This is a genomic window from Streptomyces sp. RGM 3693, from assembly GCF_050471125.1.
Taxonomy (GTDB): Bacteria; Actinomycetota; Actinomycetes; order Streptomycetales; family Streptomycetaceae; genus Streptomyces.
This window is the reverse complement of the sequence record NZ_JBMPPQ010000002.1, coordinates 1,387,491-1,399,561: the sequence shown is the minus strand read 5'-3', so window position 1 is coordinate 1,399,561 and position 12,071 is coordinate 1,387,491. Positions and strand designations below refer to the sequence as shown.

Genomic DNA, 12,071 nt, shown 5'->3' with positions numbered 1-12,071 from the left:
GGTGACCGTCCACCCGACGGCCGTCCGCCCGGCGGCCGCTGGCCCGGCGCCCGTCCGCCCGGAGCCGGTCCGCCGCTCAGTCGCCGCGGTACGCCTCCAGCAACCGGAGCCAGACCTCGCTGATCGTCGGATAGGCGGGGACCGCGTGCCAGAGGCGTTCGATCGGGACCTCGCCGGCGACCGCGACGGTGGCCGAGTGCAGCAGTTCGCCGACGCCCGGCCCGACGAAGGTGGCGCCCAGCAGCACCTCGCGGTCCACGTCGACGACCATCCGGGCGCGGCCGCGGTAGCCCTCGGCGTACAGGAACGCGCCGGCCACCGCGCCCACGTCGTAGTCGACGACGCGGACCCGGTGGCCGGCGCGTTCGGCCTCGGCGGCGGAGAGGCCCACCGCCGCGGCCTCGGGGTCGCTGAAGACCACCTGCGGGACGGCGTGCCGGTCCGCGGTGGCGACGTGCGCGCCCCAGTGGTCGGTCTCCAGGAGCGGCACCCCGCGGGCCCGGGCGGCGATCGCGGCGCCGGCGATCCGGGCCTGGTACTTGCCCTGATGGGTGAGGAGGGCGCGGTGGTTGACGTCGCCGGCGCCGTACAGCCAGCCGCCGGGCACGCCGGTGACCCGCAGGGTGTCGTCGACGTCCAGCCAGGCGCCGGGCGTCAGGCCGACGGTCTCCAGCCCCAGGTCCTCGGTGCGCGGCGCGCGGCCCGCCGCGATCAGCAGCTCGTCGGCGACGATCTCGTCCCCGGTGTCCAGGAGGACGGTGACCGGGCCGCCGGGCGCCTCCCGGCGCACCTCGCTCACCTCCACGCCGGTCCGCAGGAACACGCCCGCCTCGGCCAGCGACTCGGCGACCAGATGGCCGGCGAACGGCTCCATCCGGGGCAGCAGCCCGTCGCCGCGCACCAGGAGCGTCACCGAGGCGCCCAGCGCCCGCCAGGCGGTCGCCATCTCGACGCCCACCACCCCGCCACCGACGATCACCAGCCGGCCCGGCACGGTCTTGGCGCTGGTGGCATCGCGACTGGTCCACGGCTTGGCCGCGGCCAGCCCGGGGACGTCCGGCAGCACCGGGCGACTGCCGGTGCACACCGCGACCGCGTGCCGGGCGGTGAACGTCCGCCCGTCGTCCACGGTCACCCGTCGTGGCCCGACGAGCCGCGCCCGGCCGCGCACCAGGTCGATCCCGGCCGAGTCCAGCCAGCGGACCTGTCCGTCGTCCTTCCAGTAGGCGGCGGCCGCGTCCCGGTGGGCGAGGACCGCGGACGCGTCCAGGGGCCCGGCGGCCGCGTCCTTCAGCCCCGGCACCCGGCGCGCCTCGGAACGGGCGGTGACCGGACGCAGCAGCGCCTTGCTGGGCATACAGGCCCAGTACGAGCACTCCCCGCCCACGAGTTCGTGCTCCACCAGCAGCGCGCTCAGGCCGGCGGCGTGCACCCGGTCGGCGAGGTTCTCACCGGTCGGCCCGCCGCCCAGCACGATCACGTCGTAGGTATCGGGGGCGCCCCGACCACCGCCGGCCGCTTCCGCCCCTTCAGCCGCTCCGGTCTCTTCGGTCGCTTCGGTCGCTCGGTTCGCTGACATCGGCGCTCGCTCCCTGCTGGGCATGGGGTGGGTCGGGGTCCCGCGTCCCTAACGGCCATCCTCTTCCCGGCGCGGGCTCACCGCATCCGGCGCTCGACCGCCGCCTTCGCCTCCGCGAGCCCCTCACCGGTCACCTCGCGGTAGACCTTGATCGCCGCGATCTTCTTGTCCTGCGCCAGCAGCGCGTCGACCTCCGCCATCCGCGGGTCCACCGGCTCCTCCACCCCGAGGTGGGCCATCAGCAAATCCACCTTCTGCTCCAGCCGCGCCATCCGCCGCTCCAGCGGCTTGGTGCGACGGTCAAAGGTGGAGGCGAGCACGCTGGCGGCCAGCACGAAAATGGCCAGGGCAGAAAAGGATGTGTCCATGACGAAAGCGTAAAACGCCTGGCGGGGGCTGATGGCACCGACCGCGCACGCAGGTGCAGAGCGCGACGACCGCACGGCGGCGCCCCGGACGACGGGCGAGCGAGGAGCGGAGGCGGGGCGGTCCACCGCGAGGCGTTCCGCCCGTTCTCGGGCTACGCGCAACTACCGAACCGGGTCGACCGAGGGCCCACTCTGCCACCGCATCGCACGCCCCCGGGTTCCCCGCCGAGTCCCCTGCGGGGTGATCAATACATCTCGCTAGTGTGATGCGCCAGAAGTTCTGATGGTTAGTTACTACGCTGTTGGCATGTCGCATCCGGGGCCTTCCGCTGTGGAGATCACGCTGTCCGAGGACGAGCGTGCCGAGTTGGTGCGCCGGGCGGGGCTGCCGGACCGGCGATCGGCTGAGAAGGCCCGGATCATCCTGGCGTGTGCTGATGGCATGTCAAACGCAGGGGTGGCACGGGTCATTGGCGTTGGGTCCAAGACGGTGGGCAAGTGGCGTCGGGCGTTCGCCGCAGAGCGGATGGCCGGGCTTGAGGATGCCGGCTGGATTGGCCGGCCGAAGGCCGACCTGGTGCTGGACGAGGCTGAGCGGAGCCAGCTGACGCAGTGGGCACGGCGGGCGAAGACCGCGCAGTTCCTCGCGTTACGAGCGAAGATCGTGCTGCGCTGCGCGGAGGGTGGAACGAACCAGCAGGCCGCGGCCGATCTCGGCATCGACAGGTCGACCGTGGACCGCTGGCGGGCCCGGTTCATCGCGAAACGCATCGAGGGCCTGCATGACGAACCCCGCTCGGGCCGGCCGCCCTCGATCCTGCTCGACCGGGTCGAGGAGGTCATCGTGGCCACCCTGGAGTCGACTGCGGGCAGGGACACGCACTGGTCACGGGCCTCGATGGCTCAGCGCACCGGTCTGTCGAAGTCGACCATCGGCCGGATCTGGAAGAGGTTCGACCTCAAGCCCCACCTGCAGGACTCCTTCAAACTGTCCACCGACCCGCAGTTCGTCGCCAAGGTCGTCGATGTCGTCGGCCTGTACCACCACCCGCCCGAGAAGGCGGTCGTGCTCTGCGTCGATGAGAAGAGCCAGATCCAGGCGCTGGACCGCTCGCAACCAGTCCTGCCGATGATGCCGGGCATGCCCGAACGCCGCACCCATGACTACTACCGGCACGGCATCACCAGCCTGTTCGCCGCCTTCAACATCGCCGACGGCACCGTCATATCCCAACTCCACCGCCGCCACCGTGCGATTGAGTTCAAGAAGTTCCTGGTCCGGATCGACAAGGCCGTGCCCACCGGACTCGACGTGCACTTGGTGTGTGACAACTACGCCACCCACAACACCGCCGAGATCAGGACGTGGCTCGGTAAACACCCCCGCTTCCACGTCCACTTCACCCCGACCGGCTCCTCCTGGATGAACCAGGTCGAGCGGTGGTTCGGCCTGCTGACCGACAAACTCATCCGCCGCGGCGTCCACACCTCCGTGAAGGCCCTGGAGGACGACATCACCGCGTGGATCGATACCTGGAATGAAAACCCACGGCCCTTCACCTGGACCAAGACCGCCGACGAGATTCTCAACTCCCTCGCCGACTACCTCACCAAGGTCGCAACCGACAGCCAGAAAACAGAGCAGAACTAACCATCAAAATTTCTGGCGCATCGCACTAGGGACCACATCAGACAACGTTTGCCCTGTAGTTCGCCGCGCGCCGGCTGTTTCCGCACACAGCCTTGGACCATGCGCCCGTAACATCGAGTCACGTATCCAGTTGTGCGCGGATGAGTATGTCGAGTCGCCGCCACGCCGGGGACGCAGCGTTGACCGTGCCCTGGATGAGGGCGGGGATCTCGGAGGTTGCATCCAGCTGGGGCAGTTCGTCGGGTCCGTAGCGTTCTCGGGTCGCGTCGGCGATCCGGCGGGCGAGGTCGCCGATGTGGGGATCGTCAGCGTCGAGGTCGTGCGCGTGGTCGTAGTCGAGGAAGAGCTGCCGCAGCGTGGGATCGGACAGGATCTCGGTTTGCTCCAGAAACAGTGTGATCGCCCGGTCTGGGTGAGTGGCGAACACGAGGATCCACAGGTCGCGTTGCAGATCCACCCATCGAGGGGTGAATCCCCAACGGACCAGGTGCTCCAGATAGGTATCGATCTCGGTGGGTAGCGGTGCCAGTTGCCCGGCGGCGAGCCGGCGCAGGCGCCCTTGCGTCGCCCGCAGGCCACGGATGCGAGTGGTGAGCTCGCCGTCGATCTCGCGCAGCGCCTGCTGGAACTCTTCGTCGGTCGCTGATCTCAGGTCGCGGATACGGGCCAGGGGGACGCCGGCTTCAGCGAGGGTGCGGATCTTGATCAGGTCGATGGCGTCGTTCGCGCCGTACCGCCGGTAGCCGGACGCATCGCGGTTGGGCTCGGGGAGCAGCCCCTTGTCGTGATAGACGCGAATGGTCTTGGTCGACACTCCGACGTACCTGGCCAGCTGCCCGATGGTGATCACCCAGTCATCGTCCCACTTGACCTTTCCCCTGGGGCAAGGTTGCACCATGGCGGCATGGCTAACGCGAACATCGATCGGGAGACCCTGCGCGAGCTGGCCGACGAGGGCAACGAGACGGCTTTGGATCGGCTGGCCGACCTCGCCGACGCAGCTGGCGAGGTCGGGGAGCTGAGCGAGCTGTTGGACGAGGGATCCATGCGAGCCGGGTTCCTGCTCACTCGACGCGCGGCCGCGACGGGCGACCTGCGCGAGCTGCAACGGATCTCCGACGCCGGATACGACGACGCCGGCAACGAACTGAACCGACTGCTGACGGCACCCGTCGACGAACAGAGGGACTGAGGATCCGGCCGGTCGCAGCTGCCGCCCAGGCCGCGGGCCCAGATCGTGCTGCTGTCCGCCCAGGGCATGCCCGCGGCGAAGACCGCCGAGGTGACGTTCACCAGCGCGAACCGGGCGTGCGGCATTGGGGCGCCGGGCGACTTCCTCAGGACAGGAAGTCGCCACCCTTGACGGCGGCAACGAAAGACGACCAGCCACCGGCCGGAATGACCAGCACAGGACCGCGCGGATCCTTCGAATCACGAACGGGAACGACGCCGGGGATACCGAGGCCCGCCTCGACGCAGTTGCCGCCGTTTGCGCCGCTGTAGCTGCTCTTGATCCACGTCTTCGGGCTGAACTCGCGCCTGTCCATGGCGTCCATACCTTTCCATCGCTTCGCTGATCAGAGAGGCAGACTCGCGGGCTGACAGAGCGTCCGCCCTGAGCACATCATAGGCTCGGCCGTGGCGCGCCAAGACGGCCGGATCGTCGCTGAAGTGCCCTCGGTCCAGCGATTCTGAGTAGACCCATTCATGCCCGTCGGGCAGTTTGATCAACGACAAGGACGTGTCAGGGCAGATCAGTCCGGCACGGCTGGCCGGGGCGACCTGCACCCGGATGTTAGGGCACCGCCCGACGTCCAGCAGATGTGCACACTGGTCACGCATGACCGCCGCGCTCCCCACAACGCTACGCAGGCAGCTCTCATCCAACACGGCGATGTACAGAGGTCCGTTCGGATCGAAAAAGCGTTGCTGCCGACTGAGTCGAGCCCTAACGCGCTCCTGCAGTTCGTCACCACTCTCGACGCGGGAGAACAGTGCGTGGGCGTAGTCCTCGGTCTGCAACAGCCCCGGCATGAAGTGGGTCTGAAACTCGTATAACGCCACCGCCTTCGTATCCATCTCAGCCCGGCGCTTGAACCAATCAGGGTGCGCGACCTCCGGATACCAGTCGATCCGCCCCCATAGCTTCTTCAACACCCCGCCCGTGCCCAGCAGTTCGTCGCACTTCTCGGCGGAGGTCTCTTGAGGGACCCGCGTTCCCCGCTCGACTCTCGCCACATGCGACCGGTCGCACGGGATCTTCCTCGCCAGTTCCTCCTGGGTGAGTCCCGCCGCCTCCCGGAAGTGCCTCAGCACCTCCCCGAAGACGGCGGCGTTGGTGGCGGCCGTTCCCCCTGTGGCATTACGTCGGCTCACGCCTTCCCCTTTGTGACAGTCGGCAAGTGGCACGCGCCAGGCATTGCACCCCGGCACTCCGTAGAGCAACGCTCTCCCTACCCAACGTAATGGGCCCAGGGCGGCGCGACCCGCCATTCGCACAAGACCCCCGCGACCGTGCGACCGGTCCGGGGGCGTGGCCACCAACTACAACGGAGTTGACGACGTGATGCACCGTATCGCGAGCCTGTTCCTGCCGCTGCTGCGGCTGTTACTTCCGGCCGACGGACGACACCGGACACCCGACACCCCGCCCGCCGCACCCTCGGCCCCGCGCCGCGAGGACCCGCAGTCGTGGATCGCGCCGCTCCGCGCGCCCGCCCGGCCGCCGGTGCTGCTCCGCGGCGAGGACGTCCCGCTCGTCCGGCCGTACGTCCTCACCGAGGCGGAACGCGAGGAGCGCCGGGAGCGGCGGTTGCGGCGCGGACGGCGGCGGGCGCTGTGGCTCGCGGTGCACGGCCTCGACGTCGGGCCGCGCCGCATCCACGGGGTGGAGGTCGCCGCATGAGGGACCACGCCGACCGCGCGCCGCGGCTGCTGCCCTGGACGACCCCGGAAGGGAACCCGTGCTTCCTGCTCCCCAGTGACGGAACCGGGTATGTCTCCCGGCTCGCCGACCGGTTGGAGGCCGAACAGCTCGGCTCCGCTGCCGCGCTCATCGAGGAGGCGGAGCGGGTCCTGACCGACCGGGCCTGGTCGCCCGGTGAACTTCACCTGCTGACCGTGGAGTTGAAGAACTCCCTGGTCACCACCCACCGGGTCGCGGAAAGCCGCGGGGCGCGACTCCCCGTGCCCGACTACGAACCGGACGACGACCCGGACGACGACTCTGACGACGACCCCGAGGACGACCCCGCCGGCGGACAGCGGCAGCCGTAGTCGCCGCGGGCCCGCCCCCAGGCGTGGCGTCCCCCGACGGGAATCGGCGCGACGGCGGCAGACGTGCCGCGCGTCCCGCCCCGTCCGCCCCCGTACGCGGGGTGCCGCCCACGGGCGGTGAGGGACGCCGCCACACCGGCGCGCTGGGCTGCGATGCGCTCCAGCACGGCAGCTCAGCGCGCCGCCCGGCCGTGCACGCGGGCAGGAGTGCAGCCGCGTACGCCGGCATCGCCCCGCTGACCTCTGCCGACGGCGGGCGCAGGGCGAAGGGCGTGACGGTGGCGACTTGACTTCCGCTCCCCTCCCTAAAGGGAGGAGATTCCTACCACGGTCATCTGACCGTCTCGGTGGGTTCCTGGTTCATCGCGCTGCGCCGGGACGAGTCCCGGTCTTACCCGCGCTCCGCAGGCTGACACGGCCAGTCCGGCCGCCTTGGCGACGTTGACCGCCGCGTTGATGTCCCGGTCCAGGACGGCCCCGCACGCCCCGCACTCCCACACGCGGATGTGGAGGGGTTTAGGGCCGTCCTTGACGCCGCACTGTGAGCAGACCTGAGAGGTCGGCTCGAACCGGCTGATCTTGGCGAGGGTGCGCCCGTACCGGGCGGCCTTGTACTCCAGCATCGCGACGAACGTGGACCATCCGGCGTCGTGGACGGACTTGGCCAGGCGCGTGCGGGCGAGTCCCTTGACCGCCAGGTCTTCAACGGCAACCGCTTGGTTTTCGCGGATGATCTTCGTTGAGAGCTGGTGGTGGAACTCGCGGCGTGCGTCGGCCACCTTCGCGTGTGCGCGGGCGGCCTTGAGCCGGGCCTTCGTCCTGTTCCTGCTTCCCTTAGCCTTCCGGCTCAGGTCCCGCTGTGCCTTCTTCAGCTTCTTCTCGGCCCGGCGCAGGAAGCGGGGGCTGTCGATCTTCGTGCCGTCGGAGAGGATCGCGAAGTGTGACAGGCCCAGGTCGATACCGACCTGCCCCTCTGCCTCGGGTAGGGCCTCGCCGGGCCCGGTCTCGATGACGAACGAGCAGAAGTACCGCCCGGCCGCGTCCTTGACCACGGTCACCGTGGACGGGGCGGAAGGAAGGGGTCGGGACCACTTGACCCGCACATCCCCGATCTTCGGGAGCGACAGGTCACCACCCATCGTGATCTTCCAGCGGGCGTTCGCTGTGAACCGTACGGCCTGCCGGTTGTCCTTGCGGGACGTGAACCGGGGCGCGCCCATGCGCGGGCGCTTGCCCTTCAGCCCGTCGAAGAAGTTCCGGTATGCGGTGTCCAGATCCCGAAGGGACTGCTGGAGCACGACGGCAGACACTTCGCCGAGCCAGGCCCGTTCCCCGGTCTTCTTCGCCTCGGTGATCAACAGCTTCGACAGGTCCCCGGTCTTCGGGAACGCCTTCCCGTCGGCGCGGGCGGTCTCGCGAGCCCGAAGCGCATCGTTGTAGACCACCCGTGCGCATCCGAACGCCCTGGCAAGGCTTGAGCACTGAGGGCCGTTCGGATACATCCGGAAGGAGTACCGAAGCTGCATGTCGATCAGCGTACTACAGTTGGTTTATGGCTGAGTACGACAACATCCGCACTGGCAGGCACTGCGCGTTCGTCATGCACGCGCACTTGGTTTTCGTCACGAAGTACCGGCATAAGGTCTTCAACGACCGGCACCTGACGCGCATGGAAGAGATCATGCGGGCGGTCTGCAAGGACTTCGAATGTGAGCTGGTCGAGTTCAACGGCGAGACCAACCACGTTCACCTGCTGGTGAACTTCCCGCCGAAGGTCGCCCTATCGAAGCTGGTCAACTCCCTCAAGGGCGTCTCCTCCCGCAGGCTCCGCCAGGAGTACCCCGAGCTGGTCCGGCACTACTGGCGGGCACAACGGCTGTGGTCCGGCTCCTACTTCGCCGGATCGGTCGGCGGCGCTCCACTGTCGACCGTCCGTCAGTACATCGAGCAGCAAAACCGCCCGCTCTAGCCTGCGAGTCAGACCAGCGCTCAGAATCGCTTCACCCCCCCGCAAACGGGGGAGCACTGCGATCAGTCCCGGTAGCGGCCGACCGTGATCCCGTACGCGGATCGCAACTCCACGGCGCCCGGGCCACGTTCGCGGACCCGCCGCTCTTCGTCGGGATCGGCCGGATCGAAGCAGGCCAGCGGACTTACTCCTTTATGGTCGATCCCCATCAACGTCTACACGGGGGATCCACATGGACGACAACACGACGAACGATGTCGACAAAGATGTCTATAACGACGTCTGCAACGACGTCTATATGGCGGGCAGGGACGCCCCGGAGGGCTCACCTGCCCACCGGCTGTACCTCTGGATCGAGGGCCTGCACGAGTTCATGACCCGCCTCTACGACCAGTTCACCTACGAGGAGTGGGAGCACGACTACACCGCCCGCTCACTGCCGGAACTGGAGGAGGCGCTGCTCGACTTCTGCTCGCTCGACGACGGCAGTGACGGGAACGCGATGTACATCGAGTCCGCGGCGGCCTACCTCGGCGAGACGCTGCTTGAGGAGGCGGGCGGCCGTTGGGACTGGGACGAGAGCGCGGGAACCGACGGGCTGCCCGTGGTCTGCCCGGACCCGGTCCTCGGCCTTGCGCCGGTCGCGCCGCTGCTCGTCGTCGGCCAGGCGCTCGACGACGCGTCGGGGCAGGTCTTCGCCACGGTCGTGCGGCTGCTACGCAAGGCGGTCAGGGACCGGCAGCGGGAGCATCCGGAGTGGTGGCCGCGGCGGGTTCCCACGCCGTGGGTGCGCTACGGGACGATCCTGACCGCCTGCAACACCCCGCGGCGCTGGAAGGACGCGCGCATGCTCGACTACCTCAAGTGGTGGAGCGAGGAGGCCGGCGGCCGCGCTCGCTGGGACTTCGCCCCCGCGTCCCTGGACACCCTCCAGGCCCTGCTGCGCGAGAACTTCCCGACGGTCGAGGACTACGACCGGGCCGCGCACGAACCGTTCTGGACCATGGCCGCCTGGTACGTGGGCCAGTACGTCGTCGAGAACAAGAAGGCCCTGTGGCAGTACCGCGAGGTCAACCCCGGGGCCCCGCCCGGCACTTGGTACGCGGAGGACTGCTACTGGGCCGGCAGCATCTTCGTCAGCCAGCGGCTCCGCTACGACGGTCACGCCGAACACCCCTGGGTGATGCTGCGGGAGGCCGTCGCCGGCGTGCCGCTGCGCGAGGTGGTGGACCGCTTCCCGGACCCCGTCCCGCGCGGCGAGTCGACCAGGGGGACGACCTGGCCCGAGGCGCTGTGGGTGCTGGCCCGTCCCGAACACTTCCGGACGCCGCCCCTGCCGCCCGGCACCGAAGAGGAGCTGGCGGAGCTGGCCGCGACCGACGACCTGGCGGGCCCGGACTGGTACGACAACCACCGGCTGAACACCTGGCTGGCCGCCCGGCGCGACGCCTTCGCCGCATGGGCCACCGCGGCGGGCGGGGGAACCGCGGAGTGGGACTTCTCCCCCGCCTCACTGGACCGGCTCGAAGCGCTGGTGCGCGGCCGGTTCGCCAGCTACGAGGAGATGGTGGCCGCACACGGCGATCCGTTCCTGGTCGGCGCGGCCTGGTACTTCGGCGAGGTCCAGGTCAGGGAGTGCGGCGCCGTGTGGAGGTGGCGCCCGCGGCCCTCCGAGGACCCCCACGACACCTACGACGTCCCCATGGTGGAGGGCCCCGAAGCCGCCCCGGACGAGGACGACGACGAGGAGTACGACGACCCCGAGGACGACCACCTCCACATTTCCGACCCGGCCGGCGAACTGCGCGCGCTGCACCTGCGCGGACCGGACAAGCGGCTGCGGGACACGTTGGCGGCCTACGCCTAGGCCGTTTCGTTCGGATCAGCAGACGGAACCAAGAGCGGGTGACTGCCGAGGCCGGTCCGGTCCAGCCCACTTCCACCGCAGCCGACTGGAGTCATCCTGGGCCGGGCAGCTACTCCGCCGCCACGATGCGCTCCACTGCGGCCGTTACCAGTTGTTCACGCTCTGCCTCCGTGAAGACGTCCGGCAGGGTGAGCTCTTCAACGATCAGCCAGTTCAGCGTCAGCATGAGCAGCTTGACCGCCGTGGTGTCGCCGGGGAGACCGGAAGTCTCGTGATAGGCGACGTTGGCGTCCACGTCGGCCCGGACTCGCTCCGTGAGGACCTTGCGCAATTCGGGGCGGCGAGTGGCTTCGAGGCGGAGTTCCAGCAACGCGAGGTAACCGGTACGGAAGGAGGCGATGCGGCCCACGAGTTCGCGCATCAGCTCTACGTAGGCGCCCCGGTCGCGGCCGGCCGCCTGCTGGCGGGCAATCGTGGCCTCGTCGGGCTGGAGTCGCTCGTAGACCCGCGCGCCGGCCTGAGTGAACAGGTCGTCGCGACTGGAGAAGTAGTTGGACGCCGTACCGGCGGGAACGGCCGCCTCGGCATCCACGGCCCGGAAAGTCAGGCCGCGTGCGCCTTCCCGGGCCAGTACCTCGATCGCCGCGTCGACGAGGGTCGCGCGCCGCTGGTCGTTCCGTCTCACCATTGACACCACTCCAGATGTAGTACTACGTTCAAACCACTTCAATCAGAGTACTACGTGTGGGGGACCGCTTTGCGGAAGCTCGTGTACTACATCGGCGTCTCGCTCGACGGCCGCATCGCCGGTCCAGGCGGCGAGTTCGACTTCTTTCCGCAGGGCGACGAGCAGCAGGCCGCCGCCTATTCGACTTGGATGACCGCGCTGTACCCGGAGACCATCCCGACCGCTTATCGCGCGGCCGTCGGCGTCGCCGACGCGCCCAACCGGCGTTTCGACACCGTCATCATGGGCCTCGGTACCTACCGCCCAGCCCTCGACAACGGGATCACCAGCCCGTACGCGCACCTGCGCCAGTACGTGGTGTCCAGCACTCTCAAGCCGGACACCGACCCAACCGTCACCGTCGTGCCAAGCGACCCGCTCGCCCTCGTCCGCGAGCTCAAGGGCGAGGTGGGCGCCGTGCTGGACATCTGGCTCTGCGGGGGCGGCCAGCTCGCGGGCACCCTGCTGCCCGAGATTGACGAGCTGCTGATCAAGACGTATCCGGTCATTGCCGGCACCGGAGTCCCGGTAGTCGACGGTGCCTTCGACCCCACTGTCTTCGACGTCGCCGAGCGCACCGCCTTCCCCAACGGGGTCACCCTCACCCGCCTCACCCGCGGCTAGGCGGTTTCGG

Annotated in this window: 15 protein-coding genes; 7 read left to right on the top strand and 8 right to left on the bottom strand. The window is 69.2% G+C overall.

What is annotated here, in order from left to right:
- Positions 1-76: 76 nt before the first annotated feature.
- On the bottom strand, positions 77-1,579 hold the full coding sequence (locus ACO0M4_RS23495; protein ID WP_430372901.1) for a dihydrolipoyl dehydrogenase family protein: 1,503 nt from the start codon (positions 1,577-1,579) through the stop codon (positions 77-79).
- Positions 1,580-1,656: 77 nt separating this feature from the next.
- Positions 1,657-1,947 carry a ribosomal protein L7/L12 gene (locus tag ACO0M4_RS23490; protein ID WP_430372900.1) on the bottom strand — a complete coding sequence of 97 codons (291 nt, stop codon included), beginning with the start codon at positions 1,945-1,947 and terminating at the stop codon, positions 1,657-1,659.
- A gap of 307 nt (positions 1,948-2,254) precedes the next feature.
- On the opposite strand from ACO0M4_RS23490, the gene ACO0M4_RS23485 reads away from it, so the two are divergent.
- Entirely contained in the window at positions 2,255-3,598 is a 1,344-nt protein-coding gene (locus tag ACO0M4_RS23485) for an IS630 family transposase (RefSeq protein ID WP_430372899.1), read from the top strand.
- A gap of 118 nt (positions 3,599-3,716) precedes the next feature.
- Here the strand turns inward: ACO0M4_RS23485 and ACO0M4_RS23480 are convergent, their stop codons facing one another.
- Positions 3,717-4,448: a MerR family transcriptional regulator gene (locus tag ACO0M4_RS23480; RefSeq protein ID WP_430372898.1), complete on the bottom strand. Its 732-nt coding sequence runs from the start codon at positions 4,446-4,448 to the stop codon at positions 3,717-3,719.
- A 54-nt stretch (positions 4,449-4,502) separates the two neighbouring features.
- Between ACO0M4_RS23480 and ACO0M4_RS23475 the strand changes: the two genes are divergently transcribed.
- A complete protein-coding gene (locus ACO0M4_RS23475; protein WP_430372897.1) occupies positions 4,503-4,790 on the top strand; it encodes a hypothetical protein in 288 nt (95 codons plus the stop codon).
- 145 nt (positions 4,791-4,935) lie between these two features.
- On the opposite strand, the gene ACO0M4_RS23470 is transcribed toward ACO0M4_RS23475, so the two are convergent.
- A complete protein-coding gene (locus tag ACO0M4_RS23470) occupies positions 4,936-5,112 on the bottom strand; it encodes a DUF397 domain-containing protein (RefSeq protein ID WP_430373914.1) in 177 nt (58 codons plus the stop codon).
- Complete coding sequence (locus ACO0M4_RS23465; protein ID WP_430372896.1) at positions 5,030-5,974, bottom strand: helix-turn-helix domain-containing protein; 945 nt, start codon at positions 5,972-5,974, stop codon at positions 5,030-5,032. The genes ACO0M4_RS23470 and ACO0M4_RS23465 overlap by 83 nt, the downstream gene beginning before the upstream one ends.
- Positions 5,975-6,164: 190 nt before the next feature.
- On the opposite strand from ACO0M4_RS23465, the gene ACO0M4_RS23460 reads away from it, so the two are divergent.
- Both ACO0M4_RS23460 and ACO0M4_RS23455 read left to right on the top strand, forming a co-directional pair.
- Positions 6,165-6,503, top strand: coding sequence for a hypothetical protein (locus ACO0M4_RS23460; RefSeq protein WP_430372895.1), 339 nt, complete (start codon positions 6,165-6,167; stop codon positions 6,501-6,503).
- Complete coding sequence (locus ACO0M4_RS23455) at positions 6,500-6,874, top strand: hypothetical protein (protein WP_430372894.1); 375 nt, start codon at positions 6,500-6,502, stop codon at positions 6,872-6,874. Before ACO0M4_RS23460 ends, ACO0M4_RS23455 begins: the two co-directional genes overlap by 4 nt.
- 305 nt (positions 6,875-7,179) lie before the next feature.
- Here ACO0M4_RS23455 and ACO0M4_RS23450 read toward each other — a convergent pair whose 3' ends face one another.
- Positions 7,180-8,400, bottom strand: coding sequence for an RNA-guided endonuclease InsQ/TnpB family protein (locus tag ACO0M4_RS23450; RefSeq protein ID WP_430370835.1), 1,221 nt, complete (start codon positions 8,398-8,400; stop codon positions 7,180-7,182).
- Between the two features lie 26 nt (positions 8,401-8,426).
- Between ACO0M4_RS23450 and tnpA the strand changes: the two genes are divergently transcribed.
- Positions 8,427-8,843: an IS200/IS605 family transposase gene (gene tnpA, locus ACO0M4_RS23445; RefSeq protein WP_430372893.1), complete on the top strand. Its 417-nt coding sequence runs from the start codon at positions 8,427-8,429 to the stop codon at positions 8,841-8,843.
- A gap of 62 nt (positions 8,844-8,905) precedes the next feature.
- Here tnpA and ACO0M4_RS23440 read toward each other — a convergent pair whose 3' ends face one another.
- The gene (locus tag ACO0M4_RS23440; RefSeq protein WP_430372892.1) at positions 8,906-9,052 is read right to left on the bottom strand and encodes a hypothetical protein; all 147 of its coding nucleotides are present in this window, start codon (positions 9,050-9,052) and stop codon (positions 8,906-8,908) included.
- A 23-nt stretch (positions 9,053-9,075) separates the two neighbouring features.
- Here ACO0M4_RS23440 and ACO0M4_RS23435 point away from each other — a divergent pair, with 23 nt between their 5' ends.
- Positions 9,076-10,710 (top strand): hypothetical protein, encoded by a 1,635-nt coding sequence (locus ACO0M4_RS23435; RefSeq protein ID WP_430372891.1) that lies wholly within the window; start codon positions 9,076-9,078, stop codon positions 10,708-10,710.
- A gap of 109 nt (positions 10,711-10,819) precedes the next feature.
- Here the strand turns inward: ACO0M4_RS23435 and ACO0M4_RS23430 are convergent, their stop codons facing one another.
- Positions 10,820-11,398 (bottom strand): TetR/AcrR family transcriptional regulator, encoded by a 579-nt coding sequence (locus ACO0M4_RS23430; RefSeq protein ID WP_430372890.1) that lies wholly within the window; start codon positions 11,396-11,398, stop codon positions 10,820-10,822.
- Between the two features lie 69 nt (positions 11,399-11,467).
- On the opposite strand from ACO0M4_RS23430, the gene ACO0M4_RS23425 reads away from it, so the two are divergent.
- A complete protein-coding gene (locus ACO0M4_RS23425) occupies positions 11,468-12,061 on the top strand; it encodes a dihydrofolate reductase family protein (RefSeq protein WP_430372889.1) in 594 nt (197 codons plus the stop codon).
- Positions 12,062-12,071 lie beyond the last annotated feature (10 nt).